Here is a 17,873-nt window from a genome sequence, read left to right as displayed (position 1 = left end):
CCTCGGCCTGGCCCGACGCCTGCGCCCTGCTCCCCGCCGGGGCGGCGGCCCGGCTCGCCGGCGTGCCCTACACCGCCTCGCCCCGGATGGCGCCGGCCGACTTCGCGCTGCCCCGCGCCGTGTCCTGCCTGCTGGAGCCCGTTCGGGCCGGGGGAGTGCCGATCTCCGTGTCGGTGGCCTGGGTCTTCCGCTCCGCGGACGGGGCGCGAGAGCTGTTCTCCTCGTACGTGGGCGGAGAGCTCCAGGGAGCGGTGGAGGGCCTGGGGGACGAGGCGTACCACTTCGACGACACCTTCAAGGACGCGCTGCTCATCCGCGTCGGGCCGGTGGTCGTGACCGTGGACGCGTTCGGCGACGCCGCCCTCGCGGCGCGGGCATCGCGGCAGGTGGCGCGCGACCTGCGCCGGTTCGTGGAATCGGCCGGATAGGAGACCCATGACGACCGACAGCGCGAACACGGCACGGCAGCCGGCCTCGCCCGCGGCCTCGCCCGCGCACGAGGCGGCAGACGAGGCAGCGGACGAGGCAGCGGACGAGGCCGAGCCGAGGACGCTGCGCTCCACCGTGGGGCGTTCGTGGAAATGGCTGCTGACCACGGTCGCGGGCGGCCTCGCCACCGTCATCGCCTCCGTCGTGGTGGGCGCGTGGCCGTGGCTGCTCGACGCCTGGAGCGACGTGCGCGGCGAGCCGCCGTTACGTGTCCTGGCGTTCTCGAGGATGGAGGCGGGACAGACGTTCGCGTTCAGGCAGGCGGTGCTCAGCGGCCCCGACCGCCTGCTCCTCGCCCGGAACCCGACCCGGGGCGCCCTCGTCGACTTCATCCGGAGTCGGCAGGGCGCGTGGACGGGCACGATGAACGTCACCATCGTGATCCAGGGACTGCGTCACAGGGGGGTTCGGGTGCTCGACGTGCGGCCCCGCATCCTCAGGACCGGCACGCGGTCGGCGGGCACCTGCCTCGTGCTGCCCAGCGCGGGCGAGGTGCCGGTGCTCCCCGTCGTCGCCGACCTCGACAACCCGCGGCCCGGGTACGGGGAGCGCAGGCCCGGCGCGTCCTTCATGAAGAAGAACGTCGATCTCGCGCACGAGGAGCGGGTGACCGTCGAGATGTCGGCCGTGGCCAGGAATCGCTGGTACGAGTGGGACGTCCAGGTGGACTACCTCCACGGCGACGCCGACAGGGTCCAGCGGGCGTACTTCAGGAGCGAGGGAGGCGAGCCGTTCAGGCTGACCGGCCTGGCCCCGAAGTTCAAGGCCGTCTACGGGTCGCGGACGTTCTCTCCCGTGTTCCGGGAGGTTCGCAGGAACGGGCCATGCGGGGCGAGGTGATCGCTCCTGAAGTGAACGGGCCATGCGGGGCGAGGTGATCGCTCCTGAAGTGTGGTGGACGATACTGGGATTGAACCAGTGACCTCTTCCGTGTCAGGGAAGCGCTCTCCCGCTGAGCTAATCGTCCTCGCGGAGGTGGAGACGGGATTTGAACCCGTGTAGACGGCTTTGCAGGCCGCTGCCTCGCCTCTCGGCCACTCCACCGAGCCGGAAGCTCCGAGCGGAAGACGGGATTCGAACCCGCGACCCTCACCTTGGCAAGGTGATGCTCTACCACTGAGCCACTTCCGCGTAGCCGCCGCGTCACGCGGTGACGAGAGAACTCTAGCGAATCCTCGCCGACTCCCCAAACCGGATCGCGGCCTGCCCCGGCGCGGTGACGGTTCGACGGGAGGCGAAATATCCGCGCGTTAGGGTCGGGGTATGGCAGCGGAGCACGTGGCGCGCGACGCCGACATCGCCCCGGTGGCGGCGCTCATCGCCGACCCCACCAGGGCCGCCATCCTGACGGCGCTCCTCGGCGGCCGGGCGCTCGCGGCCGGTGAGCTGGCCAGGCTGGCCGGGGTCGGCGCCGCCACCGCGAGTGCCCACCTGTCCCGCCTGCTCGACGGGCGGCTCGTGGACGTCGTACGGCAGGGCCGCCACCGCTACTACCGGCTGGCCGGACACGAGGTCGCCGAGGTGCTGGAGGTGCTGGCCAGGGTCAGCGCCCGCCCGCTCGTGCGGTCCCTGCGCCAGTCCCGGCAGGCGCGCATGCTGGAGGAGGCCCGCACCTGCTACGACCACCTGGCCGGGCGGGCCGGCGTGGGGCTGCTGGACCGGCTCCGCGAGGGCGGATGTCTCACGGGCGAGGAGGTGACGCCGGAGGGGGAGCGGCTGCTGGCGGGCCTCGGCGTGGACGTGGCGGCGGCGCGCGCGGCCAGGCGGCGCTTCGCCCCCGAATGCCTCGACTGGACCGAACGCCGGGCCCACCTCGGCGGGGCGCTCGGCGCGGCCGTCACCGGCGCGCTGCTCGAACTCGGCTGGTACGTCCGGGGGCCGGTGCCCAGGGCGGTGACCTTGACGGACGTGGGAAGGGGAGGGCTGGCAGCGCTGTTCTCCGGTAAGGAGCTAACATCGCATACGCCGGTTACTTGAGCGAGAGAGAAACACCATGCGCGACAGCGGATTCGTGAACGTCGGCCCGGAGCCGCTGACCTTCGACGAAGTCATCCGGGTGGCCCGCCATGGCGCCGCCGTACGGCTCACCGACGACGCGATCGCGGCGGTCTCGGCCGCGCGGCAGCGGGTGGAAGAGCTGGCCGAGAGCCCGACGCCCGCCTACGGCGTCTCTACCGGGTTCGGCGCGCTCGCCACGCGGCACATCGACCCGTCCCTGCGCGCGCAGCTCCAGCGCTCGCTCGTCCGCTCGCACGCGGCCGGCAACGGCCCCGAGGTCGAGACCGAGGTGGTGCGCGCGCTCATGCTGCTGCGCCTGCACACGCTCGCCACCGGGCACACCGGCATCAGGCCGGTCACCGCCAAGACGCTGGCCGCGCTCATCGGCTCGGGGATCACGCCGGTCGTGCACGAGTACGGCAGCCTGGGCTGCTCGGGCGACCTGGCGCCGCTGGCGCACGTCGCGCTCACCCTCATGGGCGAGGGCGTCGTCCGCGACGCGTCGGGGCTGCTCACCTCGGCGGCCGAGGCGCTCAAGCAGGCCGGCATCGAGCCCGTCGAGCTGGCCGCCAAGGAGGGCCTCGCGCTGATCAACGGCACCGACGGGATGCTGGGCATGCTGATCCTCGCGATCCACGACCTGTCCAGGCTCGTCAGGACGGCCGACGTCAGCGCCGCGATGAGCGTCGAGGCCCTGCTCGGCACCGACCGCGTCTTCGCCCCCGAGCTGCAGGCGCTCAGGCCGCAGCCCGGCCAGGCCCTGGCCGCCGCCAACATGACGAAGATCCTGGCCGGTTCGGAGATCATGGAGAGCCACCGCGACCCGAACGCCTGCACGCGGGTCCAGGACGCCTACTCCCTGCGCTGCGCTCCTCAGGTGGCGGGAGCGGCGCGCGACACGATCGCCCACGCCTCGAACGTCGCCTCCTGGGAGCTGGCGAGCGCCGTCGACAACCCGGCCGTGCTCGCCGACGGCCGCGTCGAGTCGAACGGCAACTTCCACGGCGCACCCGTCGCGTACGTGCTGGACTTCCTGGCGATCGTCGCCGCCGACCTGGCCTCGATGTCCGAGCGCCGCACCGACCGGTTCCTCGACGTGGCCCGCAACCACGGGCTGCCCGCGTTCCTGGCCGACGACCCCGGCGTCGACTCCGGCCACATGATCGCCCAGTACACCCAGGCGGCCATCGTCTCCGAGCTGAAGCGCCTGGCCGTGCCAGCCAGCGTCGACTCGATCCCGAGTTCGGCCATGCAGGAGGACCACGTCTCGATGGGCTGGTCGGCCGCGCGCAAGTTGCGAAGGTCGGTCGACGGGCTCACCCGCGTGCTGGCCGTCGAGGTGCTCACCGCCGCCCGCGCGCTCGACCTGCGCGCGCCGCTGCTCCCGGCCCCCGCCACGGCGGCCGTGGTGAAGGCTCTGCGCGAGACGGTCCCGGGTCCCGGTCCCGACCGCTTCCTGGCACCGGAGATCGACTCGGCCGTCCGCCTGGTCGCGGACGGCTCCGTGGTCGCCGCCGTCGAGTCGGTCACGGGCCCGCTCGCCTGACCCGGCGGCGAACGCGCTCCGCCGAGGGGCCTGCGCCCCGCGACGCGGAAGCTCGTACGGCTGCCGAGAGAAGCTGCCTGGAGAAGCTGCCTGGAGAAGCTGCTGGGAGAATGAGACACGTGCACGACGGCTTCGCCCACGTGGGCCGGCTCCTCGCGACCGGCCTGCGTGACATCACCACCGACCTCGCGGCCCTCGACGGCGAGGGCTGGTGGGCGGTGGTGGTCGACTTCGAGGGCAAGGTGACGTGTGCCCGCTTCGACCACGTGCGTCGCGCGCCGCTGCCCGGCCCCCGCCGCGCCTGGCACGGCCCGAGTCCCGGCCAGTGGCGCAGCTCCCTCGACCGGCCCGCCTACGAGCGGGGCGTCCAGGCCATCCGCGACTACATCGAGCAGGGCGAGGTCTACCAGGCCAACCTCTGCCGCGTGCTGTCAGCCCCCGCGCCCGAGGACGCCGACCCCCTCGCCCTCGCCGCCCGGCTGGCCACGGGCAACCCCGCCCCCTACTCCGCCGTCGTCCGGGTGCCCGGCCTGAGCGTCGTGTCGGCGTCCCCGGAGCTCTACCTGTCGCGCGACGGCGACGTCATCGAGTCCAGGCCCATCAAGGGCACCGGCGTCACCCCCGCCGACCTCCTCGAGAAGGACTACGCCGAGAACGTCATGATCGTCGACCTGGTCCGCAACGACCTCGGCAGGGTCGCAGTCGTCGGCTCGGTCGAGGTCCCCTCTCTCTGCGCCGTCGAGGAGCATCCCGGCCTGGTCCATCTCGTGTCCACCGTGCGCGCCAGGCTCCTGCCCGGTACGGGGTGGGCTGACCTGTTCGCGGCCACGTTCCCGCCCGGCTCGGTCACCGGCGCCCCCAAGTCGTCGGCGCTGCGCATCATCAACGAACTCGAACCCGAGCCCCGCGGGCCGTACTGTGGAGCTGTGGGCTGGGTCGACGCCGACCGTCACAGGGCGGCGCTGGCCGTGGGCATCCGCACTTTCTGGATCTCCGCTGACGAGATCCGGTTCGGCACGGGAGCGGGCATCACGTGGGGCAGCGACCCGCGGCGTGAGTGGCTCGAGACCGAGCTGAAGGCGTCCAGGCTCATCTCACTGGCATCCACAGGAGGCAATGAATGAACATCCCTGTCTGGGTCAACGGGGAGTTGATCGACCCCCAGCGGGCCACGGTCTCGGTGTTCGACCACGGGCTGATGGTCGGGGACGGCGTGTTCGAGACCGTGAAGATCGTGCACGGCCGGTCGTTCGCCCTGACCCGGCACCTCGACCGGCTCAGGCTCTCGGCCCAGCGCATGGACCTGCCCGAGCCCGACGTCGACGCCATCGCCGAGGGTGTGGAGAAGTGCCTGGCCGCCACGCCGGACTGGGCGCTCGGCCGCATCCGCATCACCTACACGAGCGGCCCGGGCCCGCTCGGGTCCGACCGCGGCGACCAGGGCACCACCTCGGTGGTGATCGTCGACGAGCAGAAGCCGTTCCCCGCCGCCGCGAACGTCACCGTCGTCCCCTGGCCGCGCAACGAGCGGGGCGCGCTGGCCGGCGTCAAGAGCATCTCGTACGGCGACAACGCCAAGGCCCTCGCCCACGCCAAGGCGCGCGGCGGCGGTGAGGCGCTCTTCGGCAATCTGGTGGGCGACCTCTGCGAGGGCACCGGCTCCAACGTCTTCATCGTCCGCGACGGCAGGCTGATCACCCCGACGCTGGCGTCGGGCTGCCTGGCGGGCGTCACCCGGGCGCTGGTGCTGGAGTGGTGCGGCGGCGAGGAGGCCGACGTGCCGCTGTCGGCGCTGTACGAGGCCGAGGAGGCGTTCCTCACCTCCACCACCCGCGACGTCCAGCCGATCAGGCTCGTGGACGACACGGAGCTGCCGGCCGCGCCCGGCCCGGTCACGGCCGAGGCCATCCGCGTCTTCGCCGAGCGCTCCGCCGCCGACCTCGACCCCTGATCAGGCGGCATCGCCCGGGGCGGCGTCCTGGCCGGTGAAGGTCCGGACACCGCCCCCTGAAGCATCAGTACTGAACCATCGGTCCTGAACCATCAGTACGACTTCTGCGTCTGCACGTTGAAGTCGTCCATCTTGACCTTCTTGGCGGGATCCGTCAGCGGGTCGTCGATGGCGATGACGTCCAGCCCCATCTGGATGTCGCTGGAGTAGATGTAGCCGTTGTAGTAGTACGCCGACCACGACCCGGCGATGCCGTCCCGCTCGAACGGCCCCCGCTCGAAGTAGCCGATCTCCTTGGGGGCGGCCGAGTCGGTGAAGTCCCAGATCGACACACCGCCCTGATACCAGGCCTGGACCATGATGTCCTTGCCGGGCACGGGCAGCAGCGAGCCGTTGTGGGCCACGCAGTTCTCGTTCTCCCCCTGCTCGCGGGAGATCTTGAAGTAGCCGCGGCGCTGCAGCTTGCCGTCCACGATGTCGTAGACGGCGTTCGCGCCCTTGGTGGCGGGCGTCCGGCGGTTGCAGGTCGCCATGCCGCCGCCGCCCAGCTCGTCGCTGAAGACGACCTTGGTGGCGTCGTTGTTGAACGTCGCCGAGTGCCAGATCTGGAAGTTCTCCTCGTCGCGGACCTGCTGCAGCACCTTGGGCTTGACCGGGTCGGAGATGTCGAGCAGCACGCCGTCGCCGAAGCAGGCGGCCGCGGCCAGGTCCTTCTCCGGGTAGGCGGTGACGTCGTGGCAGCCGCCGATGGACTCCTGCCGCTTGGGGAAGATGTCAGGCTTTGACACGACCTTGGCGGACTTGGGGTTCTTGGTGGGGATCTCGACGACCTGGATCACCTGGTGCGGCGGCGGGCACGTCTCCGACTCGGGCTCGGGGCCGGGGGAGGAGACGTACACGTACAGCGTGTCGCCCTTGGGGACCATGGTGTGGGTGTGCGAGCCGCAGTCGGTCCGCACCGCCGAGACGTACTTCGGGCTCTTCTTGTCGCTGATGTCGAAGATGCGCAGGCCCTCCCAGCGGCGCTGCTCACCGGTCGAGGCGCACGTCTCGCCGCTGCGCGGCTCGTCGATCGACAGGATCAGCAGGTCGCCGTGGACGGTGACGTCGTTCTGCTGCGCGGGGCAGGAGACCTGGCTGACGATCTTCGGCTTGGCCGGGTCGCTGATGTCGAAGATCGTGAACCCGCCGAAGTTCCCGACGAACGCGTAGTCCCCCTGGAACGCCAGGTCGGTGTTCCAGTCGGCCTCGCCGTCGAGCGGCGCGGTGCGCGGGACGTTGGCGACGAGCTTGACGTTGCCACTGGTCATCGCGCCTCCGGAGGGGGAGGCGCCGCTGCCGGTGGTCGTCGTCTCGCGCGGCGTCCCGGCGGGTGGAGGCGACGACGTCGCCGTCCCGGGCCCGCCGGCGCACGCGGACACCAGCAGGAAGACCGCGCACAACACCGCCCCCCGTACCTTGGCAGAGATCACGCGCGCACCTCTCATCTCGTGGGCCCAGTATGGAAGCTATGCCAGTACGATCGCGGCCGTGCACGCTCTTTGTCACAGTTATGGCGTTTTTCGTGCTGGCCGCGTGCGCGCAGCGGCCTGACGGGCCGTCCGCGATCGGCAGCGACGCACCGGTGATCGTCCCCGAGGGACCGGGCCGTCCAGCGCGCACCGCGACGCCCGGCGAGCGCATCGGGCAGCCGTCCCCCAGGCCGGAGGCCGCCGACGTCCGCTTCGCCGAGGGCATGATCCCGCACCACCGGCAGGCGCTGGAGATGACCGGCCTGGTCGCCGAGCGCACCACGACGCCCGCCGTCACGCGGTTCGCCGGGCAGATCGCGCTGGCGCAGCGCCCCGAGATCGACCTCATGTCCTCATGGCTGTCGGCCCTCGGCCGCCCGGTCCCGGCCGGCCACGCGCACGCCCCCGCCGGCTACGGCATGGCCACGCCCGAGCAGATGAACGCGCTGCGCGCCGCCCGTGGCACGCCGTTCGACCGCATGTTCCTGACACTCATGATCAGGCACCATCAGGGCGCGCTGCGGATGGCCGAGGAGCAGCTCGCCGCCGGCCGTGACCCGGCGATGCGGCGCATGGCCAGGGACGTCTACTCGGGGCAGAGCATCGAGATCGCGAGAATGCGCCGGGTGCTGGAGGGGCTTCCGGCGTAGCCGCCCGCGGGGTAGCCGGTCAGGACGGCCAGAGCATGTTGGTGAGCTCGGCGTCGAGGTCCATGAAGTCGGTCTCGCGGCCGGCGGGCACCTTCTCGTACGTCCGGTGGAGGAACTCGGTCAGGGGGGCCAGCGGCACCTCGAACAGCGCCTGCCCGAACGGAGACGTCAGGCTGATGTGGAGCGTGCGCTCGCCGTCGGCGCGCGCGGGCCACACCTGCACGTCTCCGTCGCCGACCCGGCGCACGATGCCCACGGTCAGCAGCTCCCGGGCGAAGATCCACTCGACCGGTTCGTCGTTCCCCACGTGGAAGGCCATGCGGATGGCGTACGGGTCGTCGGCCGTGTAGCTCAGTCCGGCGAGGAGGGGGACGGTAGTACGGTCGGGGACCACAAGCCGAAGGCCAAGCTCGGCGGAGACGGTGGTGCTGTTCATCGTCAGCCAAACCTTTTCGTCGAAGGTCCCCTCTTCGGGGCTTTCACTGCTCTGGGGACTTCGTCCTGAGCTATGACGCGGAACGAAGAAACCTGTAGGAAAGATTCCGCCCTCGGGGCCTTCTGTAACACACATCACAGCTGGACATTCGGGCATCTATCTGGTCAAACGGGGATCAATCGGGTCGTATTTGCGAGGGTTTTGCGTGTTGCGGAGCCTGTCCCGGCGCGAGCCATCATGAACGTTTCTGGAGAAAGGATCACGATAGGCTCCTTCCGGAACACGACGATGGTATGCCACCGACCGGCCACGCCGACGGTCAACCTTCCCCATTCCCTCGAATCCTTCCGCCGTCACCCGCTCGCTTCGCCAGCGAGCGCCGGAGTGCGGTATGGTTTTCCCGTCGGCGCCGCAAGGAGCCGCGGCAGGGCGGGCGATTAGCTCAGCGGGAGAGCGCTTCGTTCACACCGAAGAGGTCACTGGTTCGATCCCAGTATCGCCCACCACACGTCAGAGGCCGGTTCGCAGTGCCGAACCGGCCTCTTTCGATCTCTGAGCGGCACCGGCAGCAAGATCAGGCGAATTGCTGCGGTCCGCTACACGCGCTGCCAGAGCGCGAGGGCGTTCGGGGGTTCCCAGCCGGTCTGAGAGGTGTGGGCCTGCGTGCAGCGGTAGCTGGTCCCGTTGTGGACGACGGTGGCCCCTGCCGCGTAGTACGTGTTCGCCTTCCAGGTGGTGCCCGGCGTGGGCGAGGGGGTCGGGGACGGCGTCGGCGAGGAGCCGCCGGTCTTGCGGTACAGCCGGATGTTCCGCATGAACACCTCGGAGTAGCGCGACATGCCGGCCCGGCCGTACAGGCCGCACTTGAAATAGTGCGTCTTGTCGCCGCGGTCGTTGAAGGTTCTGCGGAACTGGCCGTTCACATAGACGTGGACCTTTCCGGCGTCGGCGTCATGCGCGACGTTGAGGCGGATCCATCTGTCGTAGACCGGCGAGTGGATCTGCGTGGCGCTGTCGTAGTAATTGATGCTGTTGCTGTTCATGGCGAGGGTCATGAACGCGGTGGCGGCGGTGGCGCCGCCGAAGACCTGCATGACGCACATGCGGTGCGTGCCCGACGTGATCTTCATCTCCGCCTCGAACTGGGCGGAACCCGAGGTGTACTCGTTGAGGAGACGCAGTTCGCTGCGGGGGCCGGAGTCGTGGCCCGGGAAGGTGCTGGGGTCGGTGTCGTACAGCCAGAAACGGTGCTGCCCGGTGCTGTCGACGGTGTGGCGGGTGAGATCCGGGGGCTGGTGCACGCGGTACGCGCGGCTGACCTCCGTCCAGTCGCCGCCGACGGGACCGGCGTGGGCGGCCGTAGGCGAGGCGACGGTGGCCAGCCCGAGGCCGGCGGCGCCACTCGTGGTGAGGAAGGTTCTTCTGTCCATGCGGATGTTTCCCTTCAAAGTCGCCGCTCCAGTGGGGGGTGATCGGGGGTTCCCGGCCGGCCTTCCAGGTGGAGGTTCGACTCGAGGTTGGGGGGTGTCGTAGGTCTGGGTCGACCTCAGCCGCTCGGGTCCGCCAGGTTCTGCGGCCACTTTGGGGAAGACGCCCAGGTCAGTAATTTAGGAAACTTTCCTAAAGGTTTTGGGATGATAGCTCCGACCGTCCGCGGCCACAAGGCATGGCATGTGCCCGCGGGCCGCGCGCTCTACGAGGCGTCACGCCGACAGCTCGGTGGCGCGCTTCAGGAACAGGTCGCGCTCGCGTTCGTTCCTGGTCAGCGCGGCCGCCTGCCGGAACGCGGCGGCCGCCTTCCCGGCCCGGCCGAGCTCGGCCAGCAGGTGCCCGCGGACGGCGGGCAGGTGCGCGTAGTCCCGCAGGGCGCGCTCGTTCCGGAGGCCGTCGGCGATCTCCAGTCCGCGTTCGGGGCCGTGGGCCATCCCGACCGCGACCGCCCGGTTCAGCTCGACGATCGGCGAGGGCGTGAGGTGGGCCAGCAGCCGGTAGAGGGCGGCGATCCGATTGTCGGGCACGCCCTTGCGCGGCCACTCTTCGAGCGCGGCCACCAGTGCGTCCTGGGCCAGCTCTTCAGCCAGTGCGACATCGTTGACCATGCGGGCCAGGGCGGCGATGACGCGGGCGGATTCGATCCGCCAGACCGCCTCGACCGCCCGATGGGGATCGGCTGCCGTCATGCCTCCTGGATACAGCATCCGGCCGCGGGCCCGCGCGTGCGCGGTCGGCGGCCGGTGGAGCGGCGGGTCAGGCCGGTGGGGCGAAGTCCTCGGGTCCGAACAGTCGCAGCACGTCCGCCTGGCCTTCCCCAGCCCGGCCACAGGTCACGGTGCAGCCTGACGAAGCGGGAGGTCCATTCGACGGCCTCCTCCTTGGACCTGACCTCGTACAGCGCGTAGCTGATCAGTTCCCTGGATTCGGCGAACGGCCCGTCGCTGACGGTCAGCCGCCCGCCGCTCACCTCCACCCTCACCCCCTCCGAGCTGGGGGCCAGGCCGCTGTTGTCGAGCAAGGCCCCGGCCTCGGTGGCCTCCTGACCGAGCCTGAAGATGGCCTCTATGAGGTCGGCCGGCGGCGGCTCGTCGGGCTGGGCGGCGACCTTGAGCGTGACCAGATAGCGCATCGTGAATCGCCTCTCCGTCTGTCTGCGGATTCGGTGTGGGGAAGGGTGAGGTCAGGCGGTGCGGCGGGACAGGTTCAGCGACAGTAGCGACAGCCAGCTCCAGATCGCCACGACGCCGGCGACGAAGGCCAGGTTGGCCCAGGCGACGCCGCCGCTGGCGATGACGGCGAACGAGCCGAGGAACAACGTGCCGGTGACGCGGGAGTACGCGGCCCAGCCCCTGCGACCCTCACGGGCGTACCGCGAAGCGATGACGTAGCAGGCCGCGACCATGCACAGGAATCCGACGCCGCCGACGGCCATGTGCAGGGTCCCTGACAGGGTCACGGTGCCCGGGCCCCTCGGGGGTTCCGGCGGGGAAGCCCATCGCGGGATCGGCGGGGAAGAGGGCAGCACCGGTCATGCTGGTGCCGAACGCGCCGATCAGGATCGGCGCCCAGAGGGCCCCGCGTCCGGGCGCCAGGCCGCGGCGCAGGCCGGCGGCAGCGGCGATGGTGGCCAGGGCGGTGAGGACGAAGTTCGCGGTCTGGATCCAGCCGAGGTCGCCGTTGGCCAGGAAGCTCCAGGGGTGGCGGGCCAGGTCGAAGCCCGCCCTGGTGAGCGCCTGGGCCAGGGCGACGGTCACGTATACCGGACCGGCCACGACGCCGCAGCCGAGCAGCAGGCGCTGGACGGAGACCGGGCGGGCGGGGGAGTGGGCGAGCTGCCGGGTCATCGTCATCATCAACCTCGCATCGGCGGGGCCGGCTCATCCGGCCCTCTGGATACGCTGCGAACGAGGCGAGGCGGTTTCGACATGCGCCGCAGATTTTTTCCAGGATTCGTCGGAGTTAACCCTCTCAGGGCGAGCCCGTGTGCCCGGCGGCGCTCCTGGCTGGCGACTCGCGTGGATCACATGGTCACGACCGACTTGCCCTGCGCGTGCCCCTCGCCCTGGTGGGCGAGCGCGGCGGCGGTCTCCGAAAGGGCATAGGTGCGATGGATGACGGGCCTCACGGCACCGTCCTCGATCAACTGCGTCAGCGCTCCCAGGTCGTCCGCGTTCGACTTCGCCGCGAACACCTTCATCCTCGGGCCGCCGCGCAGGGACGACAGCACGACCCGGAGGATGTAGGGCATCGGCCCGAGGACACTGCCCCCCGGCCGGCCCGTGGAGGCGACGTAGACGCCGTCGGAGCACAGCACACGCCTGTGGGCGGCCGGGGCGTGGCTGCCGGCGAGGTCGAAGATGACGTCGTAGCGGCGCTCGCCCCGGGTGAAGTCCTCGCGGGTGTAGTCGATGACCCCGTCCGCGCCGATCGAGCGCACCAAGTCGAGATTGCGGGTGCTGCACACGCCGGTCACGTGCGCGCCGAGCGACCTGGCGACCTGCACTGCGAACGTGCCGACGCCGCCGGACGCGCCGTTGACCAGCACGCGGTGGCCGGCCTGGACGCCGCCGGCGTCGCGGATGCCCTGGAGCGCCGTGATCCCCGCGAGCGGGACGGCCGCCGCCTCCGCGAAGCCGAGGTTGGCCGGCTTGCGCGCCAGGGTGCCTTCAGCGGCCACGGCGTACTCGGCGTAGGCGCCGCCTCGCAGCTCGCCGTACACCTCGTCGCCGAGGCTGAAGCGGGTGACCCCGGGGCCGACCGCCTCGACGGTCCCCGCCACGTCCATGCCCGGGATCTCATGCTTCGGCCGGGTCAGGCCGTACACGGGCCGTAACACGTACGGACGACCGACGAGTGTGAACCAGTCCGCCGGATTGACCGACGACGCGTGGACGCGCAGGAGCACCTCGTCGCCGACGGGCTCCGGGCGGTCGACGTCGCGGAACTCCAGCACTTCGCCCGGCTTGCCGTAGCGGCGCTGAACGATCGCCTTCATGGTCGCTCCGTTCCAAACTTACGCTGTAAGTACTTACGTTGTAAGTATGCTGTCGTTCCGTCATACGTCAAGACGGGAGAGGGGCGGCGACCCGTGCCAGAGGCGAGCGGCAGGCGGACTCGGCCCCGCGCCACGCTGAACCGCGATCGGGTGCTCGACGCCGGGATCGCCCTGGCGGACGCCGACGGCATCGACGCGCTGACGATGCGCCGGCTCGCGAGCATGCTCGGCGTGGAGGCCATGTCGCTGTACAACCACGTCAGCAACAAGGACGACCTGCTGGACGGCATGCTCGACCGTGTCACCGACGAGATCGAGCTGCCCGAGGGCGGCCCGGACTGGCGGCACCGCGCGCGGCGGCGGGCGATCTCGGCGCACGCCGTACTGATGCGCCACCCGTGGGCGGCCGCGATGTGGGCCTCGCGGCTCAACCCGGGACCGGCGCGGATGCGCTACGTGGACACCGCGCTGCGCCACCTGCGGGAGGCGGGCCTCTCGCCCGGCCTGCTCGATCGCGCCTTCCACACGATCGAGAACCACATCGCCGGGCACGCGCTCCAGGCCCTGGGCTTCCCCCTCGCGCCCGAGGAGATGGAGGAGGCGAGTGAGCGGTTCCTGCGCTCGTTCCCGGTCGGGGAGTATCCGGACCTGGCCGCGCACGTCCGCCACCACATCGAGCAGCCCGGGGAAGGGGACGAGTTCGGGTTCGGGCTCGAACTGATCCTCGACGGCATCGAGCGCATACGCGGCGCCTCGTGAGAGCCGTCATCCCTGGTCATCCCGGCCGAGATCAGCGGCTGACCGCCCTGAGACGGCGGGCGACCTGGGCCGGGTGGGTGAGCTGCGGGTAGTGCCCGGCGCCGTCGATCTCGTGCACCGGGTGGGCGACGTCCACGGCCGGCGGGTCGGCCGAGCCCGCGATGATCTCGACGGGGACGCGTACCCGGTCCAGCAGCCCCCGCGACTGCTCGCGGCCCGCGAAATCCGTGCGCAGAGCCGTGATCACTCGGCGAGCCACCCCGGGACGGCGCAGGTCCGCCGCGGCGCTCGCCACTTCCGGTCCCTCCGGGAGGCCCAGCGCCCGGGCCAGGTGCGCGGCGGACATGTGGCGCAGCCACGGCACGGCCAGACGCGAGCGGGCCAGACGCGAGCGGGTCAGGCGGGGGCGGGGGTCCTGCAGGAACGTGGGAGAGATGAGGACGAGCTTGCTGACGCGGTCGGGATGCTCGACGGCGAAGCGGAGCGCGGGTGCGCAGGCCAGGGAGTGCGCGACCAGCGCGGGGCGGGTCCGCACCGGGTGCAGCAGATCGGCCAGCCAGGCGTCCACCGGCTGGGCGGTGGGGGCCGAGCGTCCCAGGCCGGGCAGGTCGGGGGCCAGGACGGGGCCGTCGAGGTGGGCGGTGAGCGGCGCCCAGAGGTCGGCGTTCATCGGCAGCCCGTGAAGCAGGACGTGGGCGGGACGGTGCGGTTCTCCGATCACCCAGGTACGGCTGCCCGCCACGCCGCGGTAGCCGTACGGGCTCAGCCAGGGTGACGCGGCGCCGAAGCGAGTGGCCACCAGGCCGTCGGCCCAGGCGCGCAGGGCGTCGGCGGCCGGAGGCATCTCCAAGCCGGTGCTCGCCGCGAGGGCGCGGGCGGAGGCCGTGGGGTAGCGGTCGGCGGACAGGAACGACAGCGTCTCGGGGTCAGCGCCGGTGATCTTGCGTGGCAGGCGCCGCAGCAGGCCCGCGGGGATGGTGCGGCGAGGCGCCCGCACGCCGGTGTGGCCGGCGATCATGCCGATCAGCTCCGGCAGGAGGGGGGTGGTGTCGTCGAGCACCCAGTAGTGCTCACCCGCGGGCGATGCGGGGATCTCCGCCAGGAAGCGCGCGAAGTAGTCGATCGTGACGATCGGCAGGAAGACGTCACGCCCGCCGGGGATCGCGGGGAGTCCGCCGTTCCACAGGTCCTTGACCAGGGCGGCCAGGCCGATGTACTGACCCGGGCCGATCACGGTGCTGGGGTTGGCGATCGTCAGCGGGATCTCCAGTTCGCCGGCTCGGGCCCGCACGGCGAGGTCCGCCTCGAACTTCGACGCCTCGTACGCTCCCAGCCCGGCGTGGTCGGCGCGAGCGTCGTCAGCGCTCACCCGGTACCCGCTGATGTGCACGAACCTGCGCAGCCCGGGCAGCGTGGCCGCCCAGTCCAGCGCGTTGAGCGCCCCGGTCACGTTGGTCGCCCTGGCTTCCCGCGCGTCGAGGCCGAACGCGAAACGCGCGGCGGCGTTGTAGACGTCGCGCGCCTCCGGCAGGCCGTCGAGCGGTCGGGTGATGTCGGCCGTGACGATGGTCAGGTCGCCGGTGTCCACGCCTTGGGAGGTCAGCCAGGGGGTGAGGGTGTCGTTCCGTACGGCCGCCGCCACTCGCTGTCCGCGGCCGAGCAGTTCGGCGACAAGGTGACGGCCGATGAAACCGGTGGCGCCGAAGACGAGCGCGTCCATAGGACCCTCCTGAGAAAATAGATCGGTCTACATATTCCTTGGCCCGAAAAGGGCCCACCTGTGCGGTGGGCCGGGGTCAGCGAACGAGGGCGGTGATCTGGCGGGAGACTCGGCTCAGTGGCTCCCTGCTGCGGTGCGTCCTGGCCAGCAGGAGCGCCCCTTCGATGAGAGCGAGGATGGTGACCGAGAGGTCGTCGGCGTCCGGGTGGCCGTCCAGCCGCGCGCGCAGGGCCGACTCCCAGGAGGTGTAGACCCGCGAGCAGGCCTCCTGCAGCGGATCGCTGGTGGATGCCATGTCGAGCGCCACAGTGGCCACCGGACACCCCTTGCGCCAGCCCGACTCCTCCAGCCGGTCGCCCAGGAACCGCAGCGCTCCCTCGACGAACTCGGCCACGGACGGGCTGGAGCCGGCCAGATCCTCGAGGGCGGCGCCGATCGTCCGGCCGGCCCGCCGTACGGACTCGCCGACCAACTGGTCCTTGCCCTCGGGGAAGTGGAAGTAGAGCGAGCCGCGCGGCGCCCCACTGGCGGCGATCACCTGATTGAGCCCGGCGGCGGCGTAGCCCCCGGTCTCGACCAGCTCCTGCGTCGCGTCCAGCAGCCGGTCCCGCGTCTCGGCGCCCTTCTGTCCCATGCGCTCAAAATAGACCGATCTGCATATTCCTGCAAGGCGTCGATGGGGCGACCTTCTGGACCGGTGGGCCCGCCATGCCCCAAGCTCCTCCCATGACCTCTGGATCCTCCTTCCGCCGGCTGCCCCTCGTGCTGGCGGCCTCGGTGCTCGTCGCCCTCGCGGTCTCGGCGGTGCGGCCCTATGACCGGTTCACCTGGCTCCTGGAGACCTTCTGGGTGATCGGCGGGCTGCCCTTGCTGGTGCTGCTCTGGCGGCGTTTCCCGCTCACCTCGCTGCTGTGCTGCCTGCTCGCCGCGCACGCGCTGGTGCTGATCGTCGGAGGGTACTACACCTACGCGCGGGTCCCGGCCGGGCACTGGCTGCAGGACGCGTTGGAGCTGTCGCGCAACCCCTACGACCGCATCGGCCACCTGATGCAGGGGTTCGTGCCCGCGATCCTGGTCCGTGAGCTGCTCGTACGGACCTCTCCGTTGCGGGGCAGCGCCTGGCTGGCCCCGTTGACGGTCAGCGTCTGCCTGTCCTTCAGCGCCTTCTTCGAGATGCTGGAGTGGTGGGCGGCGCTGGCGGCCGGGGCAGCCGCCGACGACTTCCTCGCCGTCCAGGGCGACCAGTGGGACACGCAGTGGGACATGGCCTGCGCCCTCATCGGCGCGGTCACCTCACTGCTGCTTCTCAGCCGCCTGCACGACCGGCAGCTCGCGCGTCTGCGCGGGCCCCGCGCGAGCGCTGAACGCCTGGAGCCGGTCGGCTAGGTGCCAGGAGCCCGATACTCCGGCTGCTGCCCGACGGCCTCGTCGATCTCCTCCGGAGTCAGGAGGACGACCGTCTTCGTCCGCGCTCCGCCCGCCGCCGACACCGTGAGGCCCACGGCCGCCGAGGCGACGTTGCTCGGCACATCGACGAGGACGTAGACGTCGTTCTCGCCGAACGCGAAGTAGAACTGCTCCACCCGGCCGCCGACGCTCTCAATCAGGCGGTCCACCGCCTGGCGGCGTCCGGTGCCGCCATCTCGGAGCACACCTTTGATGCCGTCCACGGTGTAGCTGGCCTGTATGAGGTACTTGGGCATCGTCGAACCCCTTCCTTTATCACCGTCCCGGCGGGACCGGCCACGTGGACGAAGTGCTCAGGTTCGGTCGACGGTAAGCCCACCTGGTGGACTGGTTTCCACCTGGAGCCGCACAGGTTCTCGTCGATCGCGCCGTCCCGCGACCGGGCGACCTCACCGATCCGGGCCGAACCGATCCGGGCCGAGGGATCTGCGGAGCGCCGCCGCGACGGTGGCGGGCGAGGGGCGGGGCAGCACCGCCGCGACGTGCGCGTCCGGCCGGACGATCCACAGCTCGCCCGGCCGGGCCGCGAGGGCCTTCGAGAGCGCGCCGGTGTGGTCGATGTCGCCGAGGCGGAGCAGGCGGACCGGCGCCCGCGTGGCCAGGCGAGCTGCGCGCAGGAAGGCGTCCGCGGAAGCGTCCCCGTGAGTGCTCCGGAAAGCGTCCCCGTGAGCGTCCCGGTGAGCGTCCCGGTGAGCGTCCCGGTGAGCGTCGCCGCACGGGTCGCCGGCCGCAAGCAGCAGGAAGCCGTCACGGGCGATCTCGCGCAGGCGCGTGGCCCCGCTCCCGGCGAGCGAGACGGGCGCGTCCGGGACGATCACGCCGGGCGCGGCCGGCGGCACGGCGCCGCGAGGCGGGCG

At 71.3% G+C, this 17,873-nt stretch carries 20 protein-coding genes, 4 tRNA genes and 1 pseudogene; 10 read left to right on the top strand and 15 right to left on the bottom strand.

The genetic code is table 11. The annotated features are described in order from the left end of the window. On the top strand, positions 1-428 hold a 428-nt coding region (locus tag DQW85_RS06685), incomplete at its 5' end, for a hypothetical protein (RefSeq protein WP_162794790.1). A gap of 7 nt (positions 429-435) precedes the next feature. After that, positions 436-1,329 carry a hypothetical protein gene (locus tag DQW85_RS06680; protein ID WP_113699517.1) on the top strand — a complete coding sequence of 298 codons (894 nt, stop codon included), beginning with the start codon at positions 436-438 and terminating at the stop codon, positions 1,327-1,329. A 52-nt stretch (positions 1,330-1,381) separates the two neighbouring features. On the opposite strand, the gene DQW85_RS06675 is transcribed toward DQW85_RS06680, so the two are convergent. The 3 genes from DQW85_RS06675 to DQW85_RS06665 form a co-directional block, all read right to left on the bottom strand. Further along, positions 1,382-1,456, bottom strand: a tRNA-Val gene (locus tag DQW85_RS06675). A 6-nt stretch (positions 1,457-1,462) separates the two neighbouring features. Further along, positions 1,463-1,533, bottom strand: a tRNA-Cys gene (locus DQW85_RS06670). Between the two features lie 15 nt (positions 1,534-1,548). Beyond that, a tRNA-Gly gene (locus tag DQW85_RS06665) sits at positions 1,549-1,620 on the bottom strand. A 132-nt stretch (positions 1,621-1,752) separates the two neighbouring features. On the opposite strand from DQW85_RS06665, the gene DQW85_RS06660 reads away from it, so the two are divergent. From DQW85_RS06660 to DQW85_RS06645, 4 genes are all read left to right on the top strand, one after another. After that, complete coding sequence (locus DQW85_RS06660; protein WP_113699516.1) at positions 1,753-2,466, top strand: ArsR/SmtB family transcription factor; 714 nt, start codon at positions 1,753-1,755, stop codon at positions 2,464-2,466. A gap of 16 nt (positions 2,467-2,482) precedes the next feature. Further along, the gene (gene hutH, locus DQW85_RS06655) at positions 2,483-4,033 is read left to right on the top strand and encodes a histidine ammonia-lyase (protein ID WP_113699515.1); all 1,551 of its coding nucleotides are present in this window, start codon (positions 2,483-2,485) and stop codon (positions 4,031-4,033) included. A 110-nt stretch (positions 4,034-4,143) separates the two neighbouring features. Beyond that, on the top strand, positions 4,144-5,157 hold the full coding sequence (locus tag DQW85_RS06650; RefSeq protein ID WP_113699514.1) for a chorismate-binding protein: 1,014 nt from the start codon (positions 4,144-4,146) through the stop codon (positions 5,155-5,157). Further along, on the top strand, positions 5,154-5,984 hold the full coding sequence (locus tag DQW85_RS06645) for an aminotransferase class IV (protein ID WP_205314941.1): 831 nt from the start codon (positions 5,154-5,156) through the stop codon (positions 5,982-5,984). The genes DQW85_RS06650 and DQW85_RS06645 overlap by 4 nt, the downstream gene beginning before the upstream one ends. A gap of 92 nt (positions 5,985-6,076) precedes the next feature. Here the strand turns inward: DQW85_RS06645 and DQW85_RS06640 are convergent, their stop codons facing one another. Further along, complete coding sequence (locus DQW85_RS06640; RefSeq protein WP_240196972.1) at positions 6,077-7,456, bottom strand: LVIVD repeat-containing protein; 1,380 nt, start codon at positions 7,454-7,456, stop codon at positions 6,077-6,079. Positions 7,457-7,536: 80 nt separating this feature from the next. Here DQW85_RS06640 and DQW85_RS06635 point away from each other — a divergent pair, with 80 nt between their 5' ends. After that, positions 7,537-8,145, top strand: coding sequence for a DUF305 domain-containing protein (locus DQW85_RS06635; protein WP_113699512.1), 609 nt, complete (start codon positions 7,537-7,539; stop codon positions 8,143-8,145). A 19-nt stretch (positions 8,146-8,164) separates the two neighbouring features. On the opposite strand, the gene DQW85_RS06630 is transcribed toward DQW85_RS06635, so the two are convergent. Next, on the bottom strand, positions 8,165-8,581 hold the full coding sequence (locus DQW85_RS06630; protein ID WP_020547189.1) for an SsgA family sporulation/cell division regulator: 417 nt from the start codon (positions 8,579-8,581) through the stop codon (positions 8,165-8,167). 431 nt (positions 8,582-9,012) lie between these two features. On the opposite strand from DQW85_RS06630, the gene DQW85_RS06625 reads away from it, so the two are divergent. Beyond that, positions 9,013-9,087, top strand: a tRNA-Val gene (locus tag DQW85_RS06625). Positions 9,088-9,177: 90 nt separating this feature from the next. On the opposite strand, the gene DQW85_RS06620 is transcribed toward DQW85_RS06625, so the two are convergent. The 6 genes from DQW85_RS06620 to DQW85_RS06600 form a co-directional block, all read right to left on the bottom strand. Then, positions 9,178-10,011, bottom strand: a complete 834-nt coding sequence (locus tag DQW85_RS06620; RefSeq protein ID WP_205314940.1) for a polysaccharide lyase family 7 protein — start codon at positions 10,009-10,011, stop codon at positions 9,178-9,180. 273 nt (positions 10,012-10,284) lie between these two features. Further along, positions 10,285-10,761, bottom strand: coding sequence for an RNA polymerase sigma factor (locus DQW85_RS45725; RefSeq protein WP_205314939.1), 477 nt, complete (start codon positions 10,759-10,761; stop codon positions 10,285-10,287). Then, entirely contained in the window at positions 10,758-11,204 is a 447-nt protein-coding gene (locus tag DQW85_RS06610) for a YciI family protein (RefSeq protein WP_205314938.1), read from the bottom strand. The genes DQW85_RS45725 and DQW85_RS06610 overlap by 4 nt, the downstream gene beginning before the upstream one ends. Positions 11,205-11,255: 51 nt before the next feature. Further along, entirely contained in the window at positions 11,256-11,507 is a 252-nt protein-coding gene (locus DQW85_RS47570; protein ID WP_275888178.1) for a DUF998 domain-containing protein, read from the bottom strand. Further along, positions 11,434-11,919 carry a DUF998 domain-containing protein gene (locus DQW85_RS06605; RefSeq protein WP_275888177.1) on the bottom strand — a complete coding sequence of 162 codons (486 nt, stop codon included), beginning with the start codon at positions 11,917-11,919 and terminating at the stop codon, positions 11,434-11,436. Before DQW85_RS06605 ends, DQW85_RS47570 begins: the two co-directional genes overlap by 74 nt. 176 nt (positions 11,920-12,095) lie before the next feature. Then, the gene (locus DQW85_RS06600) at positions 12,096-13,070 is read right to left on the bottom strand and encodes an NAD(P)-dependent alcohol dehydrogenase (RefSeq protein ID WP_113699511.1); all 975 of its coding nucleotides are present in this window, start codon (positions 13,068-13,070) and stop codon (positions 12,096-12,098) included. 93 nt (positions 13,071-13,163) lie between these two features. On the opposite strand from DQW85_RS06600, the gene DQW85_RS06595 reads away from it, so the two are divergent. Further along, complete coding sequence (locus tag DQW85_RS06595) at positions 13,164-13,829, top strand: TetR/AcrR family transcriptional regulator (protein ID WP_113699510.1); 666 nt, start codon at positions 13,164-13,166, stop codon at positions 13,827-13,829. 31 nt (positions 13,830-13,860) lie between these two features. Here the strand turns inward: DQW85_RS06595 and DQW85_RS06590 are convergent, their stop codons facing one another. Together DQW85_RS06590 and DQW85_RS06585 are read right to left on the bottom strand one after the other, a co-directional pair. Next, positions 13,861-15,549 carry an alpha/beta fold hydrolase gene (locus DQW85_RS06590; protein WP_113699509.1) on the bottom strand — a complete coding sequence of 563 codons (1,689 nt, stop codon included), beginning with the start codon at positions 15,547-15,549 and terminating at the stop codon, positions 13,861-13,863. 76 nt (positions 15,550-15,625) lie between these two features. Continuing rightward, positions 15,626-16,183, bottom strand: coding sequence for a TetR/AcrR family transcriptional regulator (locus DQW85_RS06585; RefSeq protein ID WP_113699508.1), 558 nt, complete (start codon positions 16,181-16,183; stop codon positions 15,626-15,628). Between the two features lie 92 nt (positions 16,184-16,275). Between DQW85_RS06585 and DQW85_RS06580 the strand changes: the two genes are divergently transcribed. Next, entirely contained in the window at positions 16,276-16,935 is a 660-nt protein-coding gene (locus DQW85_RS06580; RefSeq protein ID WP_113699507.1) for a DUF2238 domain-containing protein, read from the top strand. Here DQW85_RS06580 and DQW85_RS06575 read toward each other — a convergent pair. Together DQW85_RS06575 and DQW85_RS06570 are read right to left on the bottom strand one after the other, a co-directional pair. Next, the gene (locus DQW85_RS06575; protein WP_113699506.1) at positions 16,932-17,252 is read right to left on the bottom strand and encodes a GYD domain-containing protein; all 321 of its coding nucleotides are present in this window, start codon (positions 17,250-17,252) and stop codon (positions 16,932-16,934) included. The two genes, DQW85_RS06580 and DQW85_RS06575, sit on opposite strands and share 4 nt — an antisense overlap. A gap of 153 nt (positions 17,253-17,405) precedes the next feature. Further along, positions 17,406-17,873: pseudogene (locus DQW85_RS06570) on the bottom strand (hypothetical protein); the annotation flags it as partial.

This window comes from Nonomuraea lactucae (genome assembly GCF_003313395.1).
GTDB classification, from domain to species: Bacteria; Actinomycetota; Actinomycetes; order Streptosporangiales; family Streptosporangiaceae; genus Nonomuraea; species Nonomuraea lactucae.
Note: the sequence above shows the minus strand (reverse complement) of the source record. Positions and strands in the feature narration are given on the sequence as shown.